Raw genomic sequence first — 19,907 nt, 5'->3', positions numbered from 1 at the left:
TGAATGGCAGGTTCCTCATATTAGTCGGTGAGGGCGGCCTTGAATGAGCTGAAGCTGTTACCTTATTGGAGCGTTCGTAGCTGGGTGGGGGGCTTCATGAGCAGCGAGCAATGGCAGGCCTGGAACCTCGCGCAAAGGCGCAATTTTTATGCCTGAAGTCGTTCAGGCCTTAGGTGATTGCCCTCTGTGTTTCTTGGGTTTCGACGTCGGCGAGCTGGCCTGCTCAGTATTTTGAGCGGCCGTCGGTTCACTGGAGCGTTCCCGCATGACCACGCTGTTTACCCTGTGAGGCAGGATTCCGACTCGACGGGCCTCGATCTTGAAGGTCACCCGTGCATTGTCTTCGCTGTCCTCCCACTCATCGCGCACCGTACGACCTTCGACCAACACGCGCATGCCTTTCTGGTACAGCGTGCTCCAGTGTTCAGCCTCACGGTGCCAGAGCTCAACCGGTGCCCAATAGCCGCCCCGATCTTCATAGCTGCCCTCGCGTGGTATGGGGTTGTCGAAGTACACATTCAGCCGTAGCAAACGCCGTGGCTCGTCATTGCCTGAGGCGAACTTCTGGAACTCTGGTGCACTGCCGATATTGCCTTCGCCGACGAAAAAAGTACTCATCGTGTTTTCTCCACTGCGGGTGTGAACTGGCGCAGCAACTGTTCGGCACTGGCCATTTTGATCGCGCAGGTCGTGGCCTGGCGGTAGAGCGAATGCACCACACTCATCTGAAGGTTTAGTGCGATACGCGCGCATTCGAAACGGTGCAATTCCTCTCGTACGATCTGCGGCAATGCTTTGTTGGAGATCTGACGTTCCCAAACCTCCACACCCATGCGAGAAAAATCACGGGTGCGCCAACGCAAAAAGGTGCTGCCCGCACTGGTCTTCTGCAGCACCAATCGTATCTTCAATAGCGAGTACGGCGGCTGCCCGGCTTGCTGCACGACAGCCTCCATCAGGCGACACAACTGCGCCTCGATTTCCCTCGCCACCTGCGCCAGGTGCTCCAACTCCCCCTTACCCTTAAAAGGTTTTAAAAGGCCTTTTAGGGAGGCAGCGTGTTCGAGCTGCCGATAGGCATCCGGTGTCAACGCTTCGAAGGGCATTGGGTGAATCGGGATCATGGGATTCATGCATCAGCCTCCGACTCATCTACGCTCGCAGACGGACCGTCCACTACCTCTGCCAAAGCGTCAGCGTCATCCACTGCTACAGCACCACGGCGAATGATCGGCGGTGCAAACTGAGAACGGCGATGACCCTCAAGGATGTCCATCGGGGGCAATCCATACTTCTCCACGGCCGCCAGGGCGCGGGCATTATTTGCGGCCATATCATCGCGTGTAACGCCGGCATGTCAATAACGTTGTGCCTGACCGAACAGGCTGCGTAACAGGTGAGCACCGTCGTCGATCCAGGCTTCCATGTCTCTTCGGCCGATCAAGGCGGTGTGATGGGCCAATAGGGTATGGCGTACCAGCGTGTCGTAATCGGTCAGCAGGTAGACGGCTAGAAAACCCAGCTGACTACCGATGTACAATGGCAAAGTAACGGGGTGGATGTTGAGGTTGTCCCCCATGTCGATCTGTGTCGGCAGGTCCTGTCTTATTCGGTCTAACTGTTGAGTCAGTTCCAGCATTCCAGCCTTGGCCTGCATCAGTTTTTCTTCGAGTTGCACGATGGCCCAGTCGGCATAGGGATCGTCCTGGGCCGCGGTTTGTTTGATCAGGTTGGTGACACTGATGTAGCCGGCCATGCCCATGATCGAGTGGACGCCTTCGCGTGCGGCTCGACCGTGCCAGATACGGGCGGCGTGGTGGGTGTGCAGGGTCAGGGTGATGCTGCTGCGCAATGAACCCAGGTTGAGTTGGTAGTGATCGGCCACGGTGTTGTCCTCGCAAAGGCTTGGACGGGAACGTTGCGACAGATGAGGGTCAAGGACAGCCAAAAAACTGAATGCCGTCTGTTCGGTTTGGTGAGAGAGGGCAAATGCCTGACGTCTACGGTTATTGGAACTACGCCCAGGCGTTTCCCCAAACGCTCCATGGTTCGGTCCGATATTTTCGTAGATTGGAACGCTATGGATTTGATGCCACTGGCATCAAATCTACTGACGTCCACTGCCTCCACGCAGTTGGCGCAGCTCATTTAGGCACGCTTGGGCGAGGGCTGATGCAGGTTCGCCCTTTTTTCGAGATGGCCGCGAGGGGGCGGTTGGGGGCGGTTCTGCGATGGGTGATGGTTCGGCCTGACTTGCCCAAGGACGAAAGTCGCCTTTCAGCGCACGCTGGATCAGGCCCATCAGATAGGCCGCTGGTTTGCGGATACCGCCGGCCTTACAGCGTGCCCCCGCCTCGTTGAGCACAGCCTGCTGATCCGCTGGGTTAAGCTTGATCAGCGCCACCGCGACGGCCTGACGTTCGCTGGGACTCAGGTGCAGCGCAGTGGGCCAGCGCAGGTTATCCACAGTAGAGGTCGCGCGCGGTACTGTACATTTACTTTCTTTTAATACAGTACAGGCGGCGTTCGGATTCCGAACGGTGCTGGAAACGTTAGGGTTCGAGCCTGATTCGGAATCCGAACGAGGGCCTGCACGATTCCGAACGCGGTGATCTTCCCCATGTTCGGCATCGTGAAATGCATCACCGGGTGGCTGATCCAAGCCTTGCTGCGCCCACTGTTCGCCCCAACTGTCCAGCCGCGTCGGTAACCGACCCTGATCGATATTCGTGTCCTGTCGGACCTCCTCCACAATGTGCTGAGCGACAATACGCACCGCCTTTGTCGCATGTCCGAGGGCATGTCCGACCAGTTCTAGGTAATCCTGATCGAGCTCCATGGCTTCGGCGGGGGTTAACGGCTCATCGTGCAGAACGTACAAAGAACCTTGTAGCTGCCCGCTGATTTGATCGCGACCGCGGCTAACCAAGCTGAGCCAACGAGTGAGCCTGAGCATCGTCAACACGCGTGCAATGGTTTCACGCGAGGCTGACGCACCGTAGGGCACGCTCGAGAGGTAAGGCTGCAAATCCTCATAGCGCGGCGTGACCACGCCCTGGCCTTGCAGCATGAGCCGAAATACCTGCCAGGCATTTCGCTCCAATGGCGTCAGCCGATTATCCAACAGCAGCCGGCGTGGCACGATTTCGTGGGATTGGCCGCTAAACAGAAAGCCAGCCTGTAGAGCCTGATTGGAGGGCTTTTCAGTGGTAGAGCGTGCTGGCCAGCGCTCATGCAGCTGCTGTGTGCATTGCTGCAGGACACGTTGCCAGCGGCTGGAAGGAACAGCATTCATGTTTTGTTGCTGTACTGGTCGATTTGCTGCCAAACGATGGTCAAGCTGATCTGCTGTTCTTCGGCAAGCATCATCATAGCGTCGAGTTTATCCTCGGTGCCGTCCTCTGTTCGTATTTGGCACCAACGTTGCCACAACGCATGCTCCTGCGCTTCGCTCAAATGCTGGGGGCGGCCCTTACGGGTTTCTATCTTGAGCAGACGTCGGCGCAGGGCGGTTTCCGAATGCGCCAAGCCGAAGCACTGGTACATGATGGTGCTGCTGGCGCCCAGCTTGAGCGCTCGGTTGATCAAGCGCTCGTTCTGCTCGTCGCGTTCGGCTTGCACGATCAACCGATGCAGCACCGGCGAGTCAATCTTGACCTCGACCCAAGACACTGTGGCATGTGCCAGGCGCGACAGCGTGGTGGGCGGTAAGGATTGCAACAAGTAGATGTCTTCCTCACTCAGTCCGAGTGCCTTGCAGCGTTGCAGGTTACCCAGGCGCAGCTCATGCAGCACCTGAGTCAGCATGGCCTGATTGAGCACATTGATGGACAGGCTCATGGCAGCTCCTTCGGTAAGTTGTCTTCAGGGGTAAGCGTTAAGTCGATCAGGCGGCGGGCCAAGCGGATGAGACGATACAGTTTGATTAACAGACTGTCAGGCAGTCGCTCCAGCCCCACGTCCGTGACTGGTCTATCTGGTAGAGGGAGTTGATAGACCCCCAGCAGCAACTGCCCGAACAGTGCAGAGGGGATTTGCTTGCGGTCCTCCCAGTTAACCTCGTCTTGAGCCCTTAACAGGGCCAGGAGCATTAGGTGAACGCCGGTCGAGCGAGGCGCTGAAAGATCAAGTCGCTCAATGTCTAGGGTGAAGCCCAAACCAAGCTTTTGATCAATGATGCTCTCGGCATCTCCGGCATAGGCCGCCATTTCCCGAGCCAGTCCAGCAATGGCTAAACGCAGTTGTTCGGGCGTATCCAGCGGTGGTGTGATGATCCAGAGGTCGTCGATTGGGCAGGTTTCGACTGGAGACGTCGCCTCGCTGGATATCTCGCGATTGATTTGCTCACGAATCTGTTGAACGCGTGGTAGAGGGCTGACCGCAGGTGAAGCATTTGTTTCGGGTGCTCTGAGCAGTTCTTCTGGATTTGGCTCTACCTTGCTCTTGGCATCAGTTGATTCGGGTTCAGTGTAGGAGGAGGGCAACTCTGCCGCAGTTTCATGCACGCTTGGCCGATGGCTGCTTTCTGAGGTCGTGGTGGTGACAGCCCCAGGCGTGGAGGCGACCCGTTGGGTATCGCTCAGCTCCAGGGCCAGCATACGGTAGGACTGTCCGAGCAAGTGGCTCATGCGTTCGAGCAATTCGTCCTGGATCTGCTCAAGATCAAAGGATTCAGGATCGCTATCGAAGTAGCCCATGGTTTCTAGCCAGAACTCTGCAAATGAAACGGCAGCGGTTGGATAACGATTCCAGGTTCGCTCAGCCTGACTACGTAGACCGATCAGGCGCTCTATCTGAGGCTTACCCAATCCGGCATACAGAGTTTGTGGAATGGCGGGCAATAAGTGTTCGAGGGTGTCCAGCATACGGCTGATATGCGACTGCGAAATCGGATAGCCTCCAGCGGCAAGACGTCGAGCCAGTTCCCTTTGTGATAGATCTGCGCCATCGGACTCAAGCATGGTTTTGAGTTTGGCTACTGCCAGCGCCCGTTCGATGAACGTGAGTTGACCGTGCAGGTCGCTTTCCGCCAAATGGCCGAGTAGGGCGGTGATTTCATTGCCCCAAGGTCGGAACAGGCAGTGGATCCGAAAGAAACGCTCGTCGCGAGTTTCCTGCCACAGTTCGCCGAGAATGGCTAAGCGCGTATTACCGCCGTTGCGGATGATGAAAGAGGTTTCACCCGGGCGGCGGGTTATCGGTGGCGGTTGATCCAGCCCGCGTTCACGGATCGACGCCTTGATATCGTCATAAAGCGGGTTACGAATGAAGCGTGGGTTGTGTTCGTAGGGACGTAACTGTTCCAGAGTGACCAGCATGGGAGTGTCGATGACGGGATCGGACAGTCGCTCCAGTCCAGGACCTTGAGTGAAGTGGTCCTGGTGCAGCTTGTCGGTAATTTCCTCCTGACTGAGCTTCTTCATCTGAACCGCCTCGGTTAACGCCGGCTACGCAAATGGTCACCGACCTCGAATTTCACGATTTCGGCAGTCCCTGAACCTTCGAAATGTTGGGAGAGTTCTGCGAGGAACCACAACATGGCCGAGCGCCCCCCTTGCAAACGAAAAACCAAAGTGCAGCACTCCCCGCAAGCCGCGTCGTGTGGTCGAATGGAAGGCTGAACGACGATAGGAAACTGATCCAACATTAGAAAACTCCTTACCAAGCCCTGATGGCTTCAAGGTCGATCAAACAAAAATAATTCGGTGAAAAAGCTAATTGGGCGATTTGGTTTATCGAGACTCCGCACACCTCATTACCGATGAGATCGCTTCGCGCCATTCCGGGAATAATTCGATTGCCAGCGCTTGCATTACTTCTAGCGCAGACTGCGAGCGTCGGCGTTTACTCGACGGGCGAGCATCTATTCGGTGGACCGGTAAGCCGAGGGAGGCGGCATTGAGGTACGCCACCCGGTCCGGGATTACGGTGTCTAGAACCGAGATATTGGTAGCCTCTGCGAAATTCTCGCGCAGGCTTCGGATGATCATCCGGGTGTCCACTCGATTGACGTTCACTTGGTTCAGTAAGAGCCGCAACGGCGGCGGGTCGATGCCTAGATGACGAAACGGTTCGAGCTCACTCAGTAGTTTTAAGGTGCCCCGACGCATTTCGCGGGCAGCGAGCATTTCCGGCGTGATGGGAGAGAGGGCGAGATCGGAGGCCAAGATGGCCATTTCCAACAGCACACCGCGGGCTCCCTGAGTATCAATCAAAAGCAGGTCATAATTGAGATGCAAATCGTTGAGCAAATTGTGTAGGCGTAGTCGTCCGTCAGGGGCATGTAGCAACAAAGTGCTCAGTCGACCTTGATCGTCATTAGAGAAAATCAGGTCGAGACCGACGACTGCAGTCCTAGAAATTATTCGTTCAGGTATTGTTAGATTGAGTGCAATGAGCTCGTACGCACCTGCCTGCGCTTTCTGGCTCAATGAATAATAACTGGAGAGGGTGGGTTGGCTATCCAGATCCAAGAGCAGAACACTGAGACCAGCATCGGCCAACAGGCCGCCGAGGTTCGCCGCTACTGTAGTTTTGCCTACACCACCCTTGGTGGAAACCACCGAGACCACGTGCATCACCTTCACTCCTGTTGTGAAAGGCGTTCTGCAATCCAGTGTTCGATTTCCAGAGAGTCCCAGCCGACTGCGCGCAGCCCGATACGCTTCGCCCGCGGGAACTTGCCTTCCTTCATCAGGTTGTAAATATGCGCACGTTTGAAGCCGGTTTTTAGTTCAACCTCGTCACGTCGCATGATGTGCCGTTGGGGTTGAGGTGCTTCGAGTGCGGGTACCGATGGGTTGGACATGCTAGTCACTCCTGGCGCCTGTTGGCGCGTGGTGGGAAGTGACTTGGATTGAATCGCACTAACGCGGCTGAGTCATTGCACTGCAATCAAGCCCATTGCAACGCAATTGACTGGATCAGTTGTTTTTCTTGAGGCTACGATTGGCCACGGCAAACTTTTCATCCAGCGTCCGCTTGCTGAGGCCGGGCACATCTTTGTGACGGGCGACAATGGCGTCGACGATGGCTGCTTGATTCGTGAATACCGAAAGAGGTTTTCCGGCGGGCGAATGGTCCAAAAGAAGGCTGACCAATGCCCCGATCATATTGTGATAGGTCAGTTCACTACGCTCGCTGAGTTGACCATTCGTTTTGGCCAAGGCTTTGAGATCATCTCTTTCAAGTCCAATCGACTGGAGTTCTCCCAAGATTTCTTGAACGTGTTGCTGTTGCGCTTTCAACGCTCTCGATAACTCGTCTCGATCTGCTTTCACTGAAAGAAACGTTCCGAGACTGACCTTTGCAGATGTATCCTCACCGGACTCGAATAAAAAGCTGGGCTTATGGTCGGGATAATGAATTTCCATCCAGCGGCGTAAGTCTGAATGGCGTATGGTCAGCTGATAGGGCTCTACGTAGCTTCCCAAAGGAACAGAAACGCCGAGGCAGCCGTACGGCAGTTCTCCATTGCGTATGGCGTCTAAAATCCTTTCGACAGCGATGTGAAGATTGGGCCATTGGGGAAAGAGGGTTGCAAGGTTCTCAGGACGAGACCAATCCGCCTGCATAATTTGGGCTTCGTAGCGAGTGAGATTGCACCAGCGCAATGCTGCATCTATAGGGCGATAGAAGCTTTTGCTATGCGAATTAAAAACATTAATAGCCATAGCGTGACGGACCTCCATTCCTAATGGATAGGCCTCTCACCGACTATCAATATTCAAACTAGCGATTCATGCTAGCTGTTTCCTCCATCGACCAAATCGGTGAGGTCATTTAATTTCGAGTGCTACCAGAAAGCAATACCCGAGTAGCAATCGATTTTTTACGCGATCCAGAGCCACGATCTCGGTCTCTTAACAAAAAAATCGGGTTCTGATTAGGTATCCTCCACATGACCCAGAGGTGCAGATATCATTAATCAATGATGCAGATTCTTGATGTTTGGAACTTCTTGATCAGTTGAACCACTCTGGATGTTAATAGCTAGGGAAGATTGATTATATTGTGCTGAGGCCCAGAGCCTAATTTCGTAATATTTTCCGCACCCCTGTCATTTACAATGAGCACGCTGCCCTCTCGATATCCCCCAGCACCTGGCGTACCTTCCGGTAGCATTACCATAGGTGTCATCGATACCACCATGCCCGGTTCTAGCACCGTCTCGATATCTTCGCGTAATTCGAGCCCAGCCTCCCGTCCGTAATAGTGGCAGAGGACTCCATTTGAGTGACCGTAACCGAATGTGCGATATTTGAGCAGATCCGCTTGTAGATAGATTTCATTTAGCTCTGCGGCAATATCGCAGCAACGAACCCCTGGTCTGATTAACTCCTGCCCGCGTTGGTGTACTTTGCAGTTGATTTCCCATATGCGACGTTGCTGGGTATTTGGCTCACCCAAAAAAGCCGTTCGTTCTAATGAAGAAAAATAGCCTGCGATCATCGGAAAACAGTTAACTGAAAGTATATCCCCGGATTTAACTCGACGACTGGTAACGGGATTGTGTGCACCATCAGTGTTCAGACCGGATTGAAACCACGTCCACGTGTCGCGTAACTCGCAGTAAGGCATACGCCTAGCAATTTCCCTAGTCATTGCAGACGTCCCCGCAATGGCTACCTCGTACTCAGGCACACCTTCAGATATCGCGTCTAAACAAGCCGCACCTCCTACGTCCGCTACCGCTGCACCAATACGAATCAGCTGGATTTCTTCGGTTGACTTGAACATGCGAATACGGTTGGTGCCAGGCGCGATGTCAACCAGTTCCGCATTGTCAAGAGCGGCTTCGATCTTGCGAAATTTATCGAGGGATAGATGATCGAACTCTACGCCTATACGGCGAGATTTTAATGGGATTGCTTTACGTAGAGCAACGAAATAGTTATCACGCTTCCAGTCTGTATAGACAAGATTATCTCCCCAGCTGCGGCGATAACCTTGGCCTCCATCAATATTGGTCGTGATAAGAATGGAGCTATCGTGCGTTACTACTAATGCGTAGCTACGCCCAAACTCGCAGAACAGGAAGTCGCCAAAATAGTTTATGTTGTGTATTGAGCTCAATACAATGGCGTCCAAACTGGTGCTGGTCATATGCTGACGTAATAACTGAAGGCGTCGGGACATTTCCTTCACACTGAAAGTAGACCGTGTTTTAGGTCCATTTTGAAGTGTAATGTAATTAGGCATGCTCATGCCGAGGTTCCTATCTAGTGAAGGCAGCGCGTAGCATCTCCTTCACGCCCAATAGGAACAAATGACGATTTTTAATTCCGTACCATTAGCAGAGCTTATGGCTGAGACAGATATCTAGCTGCCCAGGTTCAAGCGCCGCTGCGACAGGTGCTGCTCCACCTCGCTCTTAATCCACTTCTTCAGCGCCTGAACCCGAGGGCGGTCTTCATGGATGCTCGGGTGCACTAGCCATACTTGGCCATCTTGCATTACCTCAGGGAACGGCCTGACCAAGGTACCGCTTGCTATCTCTTTTGCACACAGCGAATGCCGCATTAACGCGACCCCTTGACCATCACAAGCCGCCTGCAAAACAAGGTCTGCCCGTGAAAATGAGCAGCCACCACGGGTATTGATATCGTAGCGGCTGTGCCGGGAGAAAAAAGCGTCCCAGTTGGTGCTGTAGGCAGCGTGAGGCATAGAGTCATGTAACAAGATCGTCTGGCACAAATCACCATAATCTTTGATTTCTACTCGTGCCAACAAATCCGCGCTGGCTACTGGATAAACGAGGTCATCGAATAGATGTAGCTGAGAGAGTTTGGCATTGTCAGTCCAAGCGCAGCTGATTGCCAAGTCGACGCCGTCGCTATTGAAATTAGGGGTACTCAGATCTGCTTCTACCTCCAACTGTATGCCAGGGTAGGCTTGATTGAAGGATGGCATCCGCGGCAGCAACCACTTGCTAGCGAAGGAGGGCATAACGCGCACTTTTAGCGTGCCACTTAGCTCTTCATCTCCAATTTGGTGCAAGGTCGTTCCTAAAAGCCTCAACGCTTGGTCGACTCCGACGTGCAGCCGTTCACCGCGGTGCGTAAGCCTCAAACCCCGAGGCAGGCGATAAAAAAGCTCATAGCCCAGTTCCTGCTCAAGCGCTTGAATCTTCTGGCTTACAGCGCTTTGTGTAAGGAACAGGTCTTTTGATGCGCGAGTGAAGCTCAAGTGCCGTGCAGCAGCATCGAAGTAGCGCAATCCCTCAAGAGAAGGTAGGGCACGAGACATGACGAGGCTCCAGCTGTTGGGATTTTACCAGTACAAGCATGAGTCATGCCGACATTAGTAAACCTAATGAGTCGACGTTAAAAATAGCCGTTTGTTCATGATTTCGGTTGTGGACATGCTGTGTGAACGCCAACCGGTTCGCCCACTTCTACTCGTAACTCATCGAAAGGATCGCGTCATGAGACCACTGTATTCGCTGCTGACCCCATTGTTAGTTGGCACTTTAGTGTCCTTTGCAGCTATTGAGGCTAAGGCTGATTTACTTTCTGACATCAAGGGGCGTGGCGAGATTGTCGTCGCAACCGAAGCACGTTATGCGCCTTTTGAGATGATCGAGGACGGTAAAATTGTCGGGTACGGGAAAGACTTGCTTGACGCGATTATGCTCGATTTGCCCGGGGTTAAACTTAAACAATTAGATGTTCCATTTCAGGGTATACTTCCTGGATTATCCAGCAAAAGATTCGACTTCGTTGCCACGTCACTTACTATCACTAAGGCGCGCGCAGAAAGTTTTGCTTTTACCTTGCCTTTCTCCACTGCTAGTGTGGCAGTATTGAAGCGTAAAGGGGACGCCCGGATCAATAGTGCCGAAGATTTGATTGGCATGGTAGTAGGAAGTCAGGCCGGGGCACCACAAATCGACGTGCTCAAGGAGTATGAGCGGACTGTACTGCAGCCGACTAAGAACTCGGGCGTGAAAGAAATCAAGGCATTTATGGACTATAATGAGGCTTATGCGGCTTTGGCCTCCCGTCGCGTCGATGCAGTAGTTCAATCCCTACCCAATCTCGCGCCTTTAATCAAGGAGCGTGGAGATGTATTTGAAATTGTACAGCCTCCCTTCGGACCGCCGACATACTATGCGTGGGCCGGTCGTAAAGATGCTGACAGCGCCTCTCTTGTTAAATTCTTTAGTGACGGTATTGCAAAGCTGAACGCAAGCGGTGAGTTAGCCAAGCTTCAGCGCAAATGGTTCGGCTTCGAAATGCCTCTACCTACTGATGCTGTTCCAGCACCGATAAACTGAATGCAGTAATGCTAGTCGGGAAAATTAGGTATGTTTGATTTAACAGCTACAGCCCACTATTTGCCACAGCTTTTGGCAGGCCTGTTTACCACACTATGGGTATCTTTGACCGCTATTGCGTTAGGGCTGGTGATGGGCTGGGCTGTTTGCCTTGGTCTGATGGGTGAGCGTAGGTGGCTCCGGATGTTCTGCGCTGCTTATGTAAGCTTCTTTCGAGGCACGCCTTTGTTGGTACAGCTTGTTCTAGTATTTTATGCACTGCCTTCTATCGGAATAAGTTTACCTCCACTGGCCGCCGCGATTGTCGCATTAACTTTGAATAGTGGAGCCTTTCAGGGTGAAATATTGCGCTCCGGTTTCCAGCTTCTGCCATACGGTCAAACTGAGGCGGCCAGAGATCTTGGTCTGTCGCGCTGGCAAGCATTGATTTATATTAAAACACCCCAGGTGTTGAAGGCCATGTTGCCTGCTCTTGTAAACGAAACTATCGATATCATTAAAAATTCCTCATTGATTTCTGCTGTCGCTGTACATGAGCTTATGAGGACAGCTCAAACCCTTGCCTCAACTACCTACCGCCCCATCGAATTCTTTATCGTGACTGGTCTGCTTTACTTGGCCCTAACAATGGCGACTGGACGGGTGGGTAACTGGCTGGAAGCTAGGCTAAAAATTGCGTAGGAGGTGCCTTTGATCGGCATTGGTCTGTTTGACGAGTACGGTAGCTCAATCCTAGCTGGGATTTGCGTTACGCTGAAAATGAGTATTGGGGGAATTGCGCTGGGGATGGTTTTAGGCCTGGTGTTACAGAGTTTTTACAAGCCAGATAACAAGCCAGCTGCCTTTTTATATAAGCTGTATTTAAACATTTTTCGGGGTACTCCGCTTCTTCTACAATTATTTTTGGTTTTCTATGGGGGACCATACATAGGTATTGACTGGACTGCAGAAACCGTAGGATTGATAGGTCTAGGGTTGTATGGTGCAGCCTATTTTGCTGAGATATTTCGTGCCGGACGTGAGTCAATTCCACAAGGTCAACTCGAAGCTGCAAGAGATCTGGGACTGACAGGTACTCAGGTATTTCGCGTTGTGCTGTGGCCGCAGATGATGGCTCGGTGCGTACCAGCAGTTGTCGGGCAGACGATAATTCTACTAAAAGAGTCGTCTGTTTTGTCGATTATAACAGTCGCTGAGTTAACTAATGTGGCGATGACAATTGCTGTTCAGAGCTACTCCATGCTGGAGCCATATACGATATTGGCGTTGACGTATTGGGCTATTGCCATTGTACTAGCTGGCATTGGTTCCAGAGCTGAGCGGCATTTTAAAAATTATCTGCAGCGCTGAGGTTATGCATGTCGAATTCATACGCTATAGAAATTCGTGATTTGCAAAAAAGCTATGGTCAGCATGAAGTGCTCAAAGGCATTTCACTCACCGTCGCAAAAGGCGAGGTTGTTAGCATCATCGGAGGTTCTGGATCTGGTAAATCAACGTTGCTGAGATGTATAAATTTTCTTGAAGAATATGACGGTGGTGAGGTATTGGTAAATAACCGCCTTATTGGTTACGGAAGCTCTGTTACTGGAGGTTTGTACCAATTGCCCGAAAACACAATCCAGAGTTCGCTTCGCAAGGTGTGCATGGTTTTTCAACAGTTCAATTTATGGCCGCATATGCGTGTTCTTGATAATATTGCCACCCCCCTGAGGCTTGTAAAAAAAATTCCGAAACTTGCGGCATATGCAATGGCGGAGGCCCAGCTTGAAAAGGTCGGTCTCGCTCATAAGGCTTCCAGCTACCCGAGTCAACTCTCCGGAGGTCAACAGCAACGGGTTGCAATAGCCAGAGCGTTGGCGATGGAACCCAGCATTATGCTGTTTGATGAGCCTACCTCAGCTTTAGACCCCGAATTAGTAGGAGAGGTGCTCAATGTCATTAAGGACGTTGCGAGTGAAGGTATGACATTAGTTATCGTGACGCATGAGATGGGATTTGCGGCAAAGGTATCGGATAAAGTCGTCTTTCTCGCTGATGGTCGCGTAGAGGAGCAGGGACCTCCTAGCCAGATATTTGGGGCTCCCACCAGCCCTCGTTTACTTCAGTTCCTTACTTCATGGAATGAGCGGCAGAATGGTGGCAGTGTGAATTGAATTGAATTGCATTGCATTGCATTAATATGGTCTTGCTTTGTGATCAAGCTATCATCTGATCTCTTTCCTTAAACATTAGGTGCTAAATGTTATATTGCGCGGTGTCGCGTTTGAGCATGGTACTGAGGATGCAGAAAAGTGCCTAGAATTCCTGGTAGTGACTTGCATATTGTGAAAGTTGGGTTCTTGCTCACTGAGGGGTTTGACCTATATTCATTAGCGAATGCTATACAGCCATTACGATCCGCTAATCATGTAGCAGGATTTCAGCTTTGTGAATGGCAAATCCTCAGTTTAGAAGGGGGCACGCTTAACGCAAGCAGCGGCATAGCTACCGAAACTACTCGGCTGGACCATGCGCAGTTATTTAATGTGTTGATCCTGTGTACCGCCGAGAATATACATTTCGATACGGATTACGATGTTATCAGGCAGCGGCTGGACAATTGGACCACCGAGCCTGTTGATCTGGGGGCCTTCGGCGGTGCGGGCTGGTTGTTGGCAATGAGTGGCGCGCTAAATGGTTTTCGTTGCAGCCTTCCTGAAATAGGTTACTCCCAGCACCTCGGTGTTTACAAAGACATCAAATTTGTTACTGCGCCATTCTGTGTCGACCGTGGACGCCTAACATGTATTGGCCGCCAAGCTGTTCAAGGGCTCATGTGCGAATTTCTAGCACAAGAGTATGGCGGATATATTATGTTAGAAGTTGAAAAGAATCTGGCAGTTAAATCAGGCGCACGTGGTAGGAACCCTCACGTCCGAACTTAAATCCAGATAACCGTTATGAACGGGCTTATCGATGTAAATTTAAGAGACAGAGCCCTGGTTTTCTTGTGTGGCCGATTCGAAAGTGCTCAACCGTTCGCATATCAATGTTATTTACTTCCCGACCGAAATTATCCATCGCCAAGCTAGTTTCGGTAATCTCTCTACCACCGTGGCCATACCCTTGTCCCGAGATTGATCGGGCTAGCATGAAGATCGAGTGCGATCCACAAACCCCACCTACCACAAGATGTAACCTCGGTTTACCGTGGCATCTGTGGCGAGCAGTTCCACGGCAGCAGCGCTTCGTAATCTTCTACTGACGAGGCGTGCGGCAATCGCTCCAGTACGTGGCGCAGCCACGTATAGGGCTCTTGGCCGTTGACCTTGGCTGTCTCGACCAAACTGTAGATCTGCGCACTGGCCGTGGCGCCTTTAGGCGTGTCACTGAACAGCCACGCCTTGCGCCCAATAACAAACGGCTTTATCGCACGCTCCGCCAAGTTGTTATCGATCGGCAAATGGCCGGCCTCCACATAGCGCTCCAACCGGCTCCAGTTGTTCGCCAGGTAATTCACCGCCTTGCCCAGCACACTTTGCGGCGTGACTTGGGACTGTGTTTTCTCCAGCCAACTTTTCAACTCGGCGAGTACCGGCAAGCTTCTCTCCTGCCGACCGATAAACCGCTGTTCATCGCAAGCATCCTTGAGCTCGCGTTCGATGCCATACAACTTGCTCATCATCGCCAGCACGATATCGGCGCGACCGGTCTTGCCCTTGGGCTGTACCTTCTGCGCTTCGACGAACTTGCGTCGCGCATGGACCATACACGCCAAACGCTCAACTCCGGGTTGCAACGCCAATGCGTTGTAACCCGCATAATCATCGGTCATCACGTAGCCGCGATAGTCGCCGAGCAGGCGCAACGGCACCTCCTGCGCTCGGCTGGTGGTGTAGTCAAAAAGGATCACTGGCCGCTCTGGCGGGCCGCTGGCTTGCACCCACATCCAGGATTGGCTGGTCGGGTCTCGATCCGGTTCCTTGAGTACCTGGACGCGGGTTTCGTCGCAGTGGATCACCGGACTTTCCAGTAATCGATCACGCATCAGGTTCAGCAGTGGCTGAAAGTGTTCACTGCACTGGATCACCCAACGCGCCAGGGTTTGCCGTGGAATATCGACGCCGTGTCGACTCAGTACACTTTCAAAACGATGCAGCGGCAGACCATCGACATACTTGGTGGTCAACAACATCGCCAGCACACTGGGGCTGGCCATGCTCTTTTCGATTATCTGAGCGGGTTTGTCAGCGGTGACCGGCGCGGTTTCACAACTGCGGCAACCGTACACTTTGCGGATGTGTTTGAGTACGCGGATCTGCATCGGCACGATCTCCAGCTGTTCGCTGGTTTCTTCGCCAATGACGTGTTTGCGACAGCCGCAGGCGCAGGTCAGTTCGTGCTCTGGAAGTTCGTGGATAACTTCGATGCGCGGCAAGTCAGTCGACAACGGCTTGCGCTTGCCACGGCGCTTGGTAGGCGCAACGGCTTCTTCGTCAGACTCGTCGCAGACCGGAACAGCGAGACTTTCAGGTTCATTAAAGAGCGCGAGCTGTGGCGTCTGCGGATCGACGGTTTGTTCTGATTTACGCCCGAAAAAACGTTCACGCCATAGCCGGATCTGTTCTTTCAGATCAACAATCTGGTCTTTGTCCACCTGACGCTCACTGAGCATCTGCACAAGCATTTGCTTGAGCAGAACCGGATCATCGGGGAGGTCGTCGGGCATGGAAATCATGGCCCGGATTATACCCAATCAAGCGACGAATCGCGGCGTCAAAACCTGATGCGGACGGTTGCGCCAGAGATCAAAACCGTCGAGCAGCCAGTTCAGTTCCTGAACCGTCAGGACAATGGCTTCATCCGTATCGTCAGGGGACGTTTTGAATCGTTCGGATTCGAGGCGCTTGAGCCAAAGGCAGAAGCCGTTGCGCTCCCAATAAAGTATTTTCACCCGATTACGGGGGCGATTCAGAAAAACAAAAAGCACGGGGTCGAACACCGCCACTTTGATATCCAATTCGACCAAGGCGGCGAGGCCGTCGATGGATTTTCGGAAGTCGACAGGTTTGGGGTAGAGATAGACTTTTTCGACCTTGGCGTCGGGACGCATCATGGTTGCGGGCTCCTGAGGGAAATCGGGAGCACAGCATCAGCTGTCAGCTATTCGTTTGGAATGTGGGGTTCGTGGAGCGGATACTGAAGATCTGCCTCGGCAAGGATGTTATCGTCGATATCATGATATCCGCTGATGAATCGCATCCCTCTGCCCATTCTGGAAGCCGGTCTGCACATCTGAGATGTGTTGGGCTACTCGGAACTCATGCGCTTTTTCGCTCTGATTACCGATAACAGCGCAAATACGCTGCACTTGGCAGACCCCTACAGGCTAGCGGTCAGGCGACCTGCTAATGTTTGATCCTGTCAGCCCCAGGCGACTACGTAATAATCTGATGTTGCTCTACAAAGCAGAGTCCTGATGCAGCGCAGCTCGGCGCGTGGAGTTATTCTCCGGTTGAACCGTCTGTGTCAGTAAATGTTGCTTCTCCTCCCCGCATCACCGCTCGCCTCACCCAGAGAAGAACCATGCACTCGAGCTCGCTCGCTTCGGTGCGCTGGTCACCTATCGCCAGCATCTAAGCTGCGTTTTTGGCTCGGTCTCGACGGTCGGGATTGTCCATGTCTCACCTCTATTAATGCGTTTTTAGGTAATAAACGGTGTCCTAATACGAATTATCAGAATGAAAAATCCCCACTAGACTCGACCTCATCGCCGCATTTTCACGTTGCGAAAAGAGAAAGGAGTTACGTTTTGCAAACACACGAGGCATCCAAGTACACCACAGGCCTGCGGCGCGTAGTTGTGACCGGGATGGGCTTGGTATCCAGCCTGGGCAATAGCCAGGCGGAGGTTGTGCAGGCATTGCGTGAAGGGCGCTCGGGAATTGGCTTTAACCCGACCTACGCCAAAGCAGGACTGCGTAGCCACGTCAGCGGTCTGCTGACCGTGGATCTGGAACAAATTGACCGCCGCCAGCGCCGCTTCATGGGCGATGCCGCTGCCTATGCCTATCTTGCGATGCGCGATGCAATAGCTGACGCGGGGCTTAAGCCAGAGCAGGTGTCTAATCCCCGAACGGGCTGCGTGATGGGGTCGGGCGGCGGCTCCAGCGAAGATATCGTCCAGGCTAACCAGTTGCTCGAACAGGGCATTCGCAAGGTCGGTCCTTATCGAGTGCCGCGGACCATGACCAGTACGGTGTCGGCCTGTATGGCCAGTTTTTTTGCCATCAAAGGACTCAACTACTCCATCGCTTCGGCTTGCGCGACCAGTGCCCACTGCATCGGTCATGCGTACGAGCAGATCCAGTTCGGCAAACAGGATGTTGTATTCGCCGGGGGAGCCGAGGCCGAACATGTCAGCCAAAGCTGTATGTTCGACGCCATGGGGGCTTTTTCGACGGGCTACAATGATGTGCCGACCCGGGCAAGCCGGCCATACGATGTTGCACGCGATGGTTTCGTGATAAGCGGAGGCGGTGGGGTGCTGGTTCTAGAAGAACTGGGTCATGCACTTGAACGCGGTGCAACAATCTATGCAGAGGTGATTGGTTATGGCACCGCTTCCGATGGCCAGGACATGGTATCGCCCAGCGGCGACGGCGCACTTCGTGCCATGCAGGCCGCATTGATTCATTGCGATGAAACTGTTGATTACCTCAATACCCACGGCACCAGCACTCAGGCGGGCGATCTGGTTGAGTTGCGGGCTGCCTCACTGGCGTTCGATGGCAAGTTGCCGCCGTTCAGTTCAACCAAATCATTGACAGGTCATGCACTGGGCGCTGCGGGTGTTCATGAAGCTATCTTTTCGCTGTTGATGATGCAGCACGGATTTCTCGCGGCATCCCACAACATCGAGCAGTTGGACCCGGAAGTTGAAACGTTGCCAATCATCCGCACTACGCGCCTTAACCAGCTCGTAAATTGCGTCATGAGTAACAGCTTCGGTTTCGGGGGGGCAAACGCCAGCCTTATTTTTAGCAAACGCGCACTCGACGCGTGATCCGGGGAAATCGACTGGAGTGAAATCGCTGCGACTTGGCCGGTAATAGTCGGGTCATTGCGAGCGGCAACCAAGGTCCGCCAGAGACTAACAGCGCCTCTGCCTTTTTATTTAGTTAGCTACTGCCCATCGCTTGTTCCGACAACTGACAGTGAGGTGGATATGACAACTAATACGCACACGCCCCAGCATCCAGTGGAGTTGAAAAAAGTAGTCTGGGCGGCTTCCATCGGCAACTTTGTCGAATGGTTTGATTTCGCGATTTACGGCTTTCTTGCGACTACGATTGCGCAGATATTCTTCCCCAGCGGCGACACGACGACCGCACTGCTCAAGACGTTCGCAGTATTTGCCGTTGCCTTCGCCTTCCGCCCGCTGGGCGGCCTCGTCTTTGGCATGTTGGGGGATCGGCTGGGGCGACGCCGTGTACTCTCGCTGACTATCCTGTTAATGGCCGGCGCAACGACTCTGATCGGCCTTTTACCTACCTATGCGAGCATTGGCTTGATGGCTCCGGTGCTGCTGACGCTTATTCGCTGCGTACAAGGCTTTTCCGCCGGAGGTGAGTACGCTGGCGCCTGTATCTATTTGATCGAGCACGCCCCGTCCCACAAACGTGCTCGCTACGGCAGTGCTGCTCTGGTTTCAACGTTTGCCTCGTTCGCCGCCGCAGCCGTGGTCACTTATCTGCTCAATACTTTCCTAAGCACCGAGGAGATGCTCAGCTATGGTTGGCGTCTACCGTTTCTGATTGCTGCCCCCCTAGGCTTGGTAGGTTTGTATCTGCGCTGGCAGCTGGACGAAACCCCGGCATTTAAGGTCATCGCAGCAACCGAACGCGGTGTGCATGCGCCGCTCAGAGAAACGTTGCGTGAGCAGGCTGGCGCGATGTGCTGCCTAGGTGCATTCATCTCGTTGACAGCATTGTCCTTCTATATCTGCACCACCTATTTTGTAACCTATCTGCAGCTTCAGGGTGGCTTGCCTCGGCCTACTGCACTGTTGATTTCCGTACTCACGCTGGTATTCGCCGCCGGGCTCTGCCCGCTGGCCGGCGCTTACTCAGACTACATTGGCCGGCGGCGCACCATGCTGACCGCCGCCTTATGGCTGCTAGTGACGATTTATCCGGCTTTTCTGCTGGCCAGTTCTGGCACTTTCGTAGCGAGTCTAATCGGCGCATGCCTACTAGCCGTCGGCGCAGTGCTCTGCGGGGTCGTTACGGCTGTGCTTTTATCCGAAGTTTTTCCGACCCATACGCGGTACACCGCTTCGGCCATTACTTACAACATGGCTTACACGATCTTTGGCGGCACCGCGCCGTTCATGGCGACCTGGTTGATCGAGCAGACCGGAAGTTCCATGGCCCCTGCGTTCTACCTCGCCGGCATTGCACTCTTTGCTCTGGCCGGTGGTTTGTCTCTGCCGGAGACCTGCGGACGTTCACTAGATAGAGACGTGGCTACGCAACAGCCCAGGTTTAAGCCCTTAGTCTGATCGTTCGATCATTGAGGCTTCCCAGATAGAACCCACACCAGGTCGATGCGTGCCATACCATAATGTTCCTGCATTATCCTGAAT

General features: G+C 53.2%; 20 protein-coding genes and 1 pseudogene. 7 read left to right on the top strand and 14 right to left on the bottom strand.

All coding sequences use genetic code 11. From position 1 onward, the window contains the following. Nucleotides 1–162: 162 nt before the first annotated feature. The 12 genes and pseudogenes from P5706_RS22390 to P5706_RS22340 form a co-directional block, all read right to left on the bottom strand. The gene (locus tag P5706_RS22390) at nucleotides 163–618 is read right to left on the bottom strand and encodes a single-stranded DNA-binding protein (protein ID WP_060766759.1); all 456 of its coding nucleotides are present in this window, start codon (nucleotides 616–618) and stop codon (nucleotides 163–165) included. Next, entirely contained in the window at nucleotides 615–1,133 is a 519-nt protein-coding gene (locus P5706_RS22385) for a DUF3158 family protein (protein WP_060766760.1), read from the bottom strand. The genes P5706_RS22390 and P5706_RS22385 overlap by 4 nt, the downstream gene beginning before the upstream one ends. Continuing rightward, nucleotides 1,130–1,885 (bottom strand): annotated as a pseudogene (locus P5706_RS22380) (PFL_4669 family integrating conjugative element protein). Before P5706_RS22380 ends, P5706_RS22385 begins: the two are co-directional and overlap by 4 nt. Nucleotides 1,886–2,107: 222 nt before the next feature. Beyond that, on the bottom strand, nucleotides 2,108–3,295 hold the full coding sequence (locus tag P5706_RS22375) for an STY4528 family pathogenicity island replication protein (RefSeq protein ID WP_060766762.1): 1,188 nt from the start codon (nucleotides 3,293–3,295) through the stop codon (nucleotides 2,108–2,110). Next, nucleotides 3,292–3,840 carry a DUF2857 domain-containing protein gene (locus P5706_RS22370; protein WP_285681873.1) on the bottom strand — a complete coding sequence of 183 codons (549 nt, stop codon included), beginning with the start codon at nucleotides 3,838–3,840 and terminating at the stop codon, nucleotides 3,292–3,294. Before P5706_RS22370 ends, P5706_RS22375 begins: the two co-directional genes overlap by 4 nt. Next, nucleotides 3,837–5,423 carry a ParB family protein gene (locus P5706_RS22365; RefSeq protein ID WP_285681871.1) on the bottom strand — a complete coding sequence of 529 codons (1,587 nt, stop codon included), beginning with the start codon at nucleotides 5,421–5,423 and terminating at the stop codon, nucleotides 3,837–3,839. Before P5706_RS22365 ends, P5706_RS22370 begins: the two co-directional genes overlap by 4 nt. A 14-nt stretch (nucleotides 5,424–5,437) precedes the next feature. Then, nucleotides 5,438–5,647, bottom strand: coding sequence for a hypothetical protein (locus P5706_RS37050; protein ID WP_042558375.1), 210 nt, complete (start codon nucleotides 5,645–5,647; stop codon nucleotides 5,438–5,440). A gap of 85 nt (nucleotides 5,648–5,732) precedes the next feature. Continuing rightward, nucleotides 5,733–6,578 (bottom strand): ParA family protein, encoded by an 846-nt coding sequence (locus P5706_RS22360; protein WP_060766765.1) that lies wholly within the window; start codon nucleotides 6,576–6,578, stop codon nucleotides 5,733–5,735. Between the two features lie 5 nt (nucleotides 6,579–6,583). Then, nucleotides 6,584–6,808, bottom strand: coding sequence for an AlpA family transcriptional regulator (locus tag P5706_RS22355; RefSeq protein ID WP_042558377.1), 225 nt, complete (start codon nucleotides 6,806–6,808; stop codon nucleotides 6,584–6,586). A 115-nt stretch (nucleotides 6,809–6,923) separates the two neighbouring features. Then, entirely contained in the window at nucleotides 6,924–7,673 is a 750-nt protein-coding gene (locus P5706_RS22350; RefSeq protein ID WP_060766766.1) for a caspase family protein, read from the bottom strand. Between the two features lie 319 nt (nucleotides 7,674–7,992). Next, nucleotides 7,993–9,207, bottom strand: a complete 1,215-nt coding sequence (locus tag P5706_RS22345; RefSeq protein ID WP_060766767.1) for an aminopeptidase P family protein — start codon at nucleotides 9,205–9,207, stop codon at nucleotides 7,993–7,995. Between the two features lie 114 nt (nucleotides 9,208–9,321). Beyond that, nucleotides 9,322–10,248, bottom strand: a complete 927-nt coding sequence (locus P5706_RS22340) for a LysR substrate-binding domain-containing protein (protein ID WP_060766768.1) — start codon at nucleotides 10,246–10,248, stop codon at nucleotides 9,322–9,324. A 178-nt stretch (nucleotides 10,249–10,426) separates the two neighbouring features. Between P5706_RS22340 and P5706_RS22335 the strand changes: the two genes are divergently transcribed. From P5706_RS22335 to P5706_RS22315, 5 genes are all read left to right on the top strand, one after another. After that, nucleotides 10,427–11,278, top strand: a complete 852-nt coding sequence (locus tag P5706_RS22335) for a transporter substrate-binding domain-containing protein (RefSeq protein WP_155717082.1) — start codon at nucleotides 10,427–10,429, stop codon at nucleotides 11,276–11,278. A gap of 30 nt (nucleotides 11,279–11,308) precedes the next feature. Further along, a complete protein-coding gene (locus P5706_RS22330) occupies nucleotides 11,309–11,959 on the top strand; it encodes an amino acid ABC transporter permease (protein WP_060766769.1) in 651 nt (216 codons plus the stop codon). 9 nt (nucleotides 11,960–11,968) lie between these two features. Then, on the top strand, nucleotides 11,969–12,628 hold the full coding sequence (locus tag P5706_RS22325) for an amino acid ABC transporter permease (protein ID WP_060766770.1): 660 nt from the start codon (nucleotides 11,969–11,971) through the stop codon (nucleotides 12,626–12,628). Nucleotides 12,629–12,636: 8 nt separating this feature from the next. Continuing rightward, complete coding sequence (locus tag P5706_RS22320) at nucleotides 12,637–13,434, top strand: amino acid ABC transporter ATP-binding protein (protein ID WP_060766771.1); 798 nt, start codon at nucleotides 12,637–12,639, stop codon at nucleotides 13,432–13,434. A gap of 138 nt (nucleotides 13,435–13,572) precedes the next feature. Beyond that, nucleotides 13,573–14,205, top strand: a complete 633-nt coding sequence (locus tag P5706_RS22315) for a type 1 glutamine amidotransferase family protein (RefSeq protein WP_155717083.1) — start codon at nucleotides 13,573–13,575, stop codon at nucleotides 14,203–14,205. 260 nt (nucleotides 14,206–14,465) lie between these two features. On the opposite strand, the gene tnpC is transcribed toward P5706_RS22315, so the two are convergent. Beyond that, nucleotides 14,466–15,998 (bottom strand): IS66 family transposase, encoded by a 1,533-nt coding sequence (gene tnpC / locus P5706_RS22310; RefSeq protein ID WP_060766772.1) that lies wholly within the window; start codon nucleotides 15,996–15,998, stop codon nucleotides 14,466–14,468. An 18-nt stretch (nucleotides 15,999–16,016) separates the two neighbouring features. Next, the gene (tnpB, locus tag P5706_RS22305) at nucleotides 16,017–16,376 is read right to left on the bottom strand and encodes an IS66 family insertion sequence element accessory protein TnpB (protein WP_060766773.1); all 360 of its coding nucleotides are present in this window, start codon (nucleotides 16,374–16,376) and stop codon (nucleotides 16,017–16,019) included. A gap of 732 nt (nucleotides 16,377–17,108) precedes the next feature. On the opposite strand from tnpB, the gene P5706_RS22300 reads away from it, so the two are divergent. Together P5706_RS22300 and P5706_RS22295 are read left to right on the top strand one after the other, a co-directional pair. Then, the gene (locus P5706_RS22300) at nucleotides 17,109–18,326 is read left to right on the top strand and encodes a beta-ketoacyl synthase N-terminal-like domain-containing protein (protein ID WP_060766962.1); all 1,218 of its coding nucleotides are present in this window, start codon (nucleotides 17,109–17,111) and stop codon (nucleotides 18,324–18,326) included. Between the two features lie 162 nt (nucleotides 18,327–18,488). Further along, nucleotides 18,489–19,823 (top strand): MFS transporter, encoded by a 1,335-nt coding sequence (locus P5706_RS22295; RefSeq protein ID WP_060766774.1) that lies wholly within the window; start codon nucleotides 18,489–18,491, stop codon nucleotides 19,821–19,823. Nucleotides 19,824–19,907 lie beyond the last annotated feature (84 nt).

The organism is Pseudomonas sp. ChxA, assembly GCF_030263855.1.
GTDB lineage: Bacteria > Pseudomonadota > Gammaproteobacteria > Pseudomonadales > Pseudomonadaceae > Aquipseudomonas > Aquipseudomonas fluorescens_CB.
The sequence above is the reverse complement of the archived record's forward strand: the minus strand, read 5'-3'. Positions and strand labels throughout refer to the sequence as shown.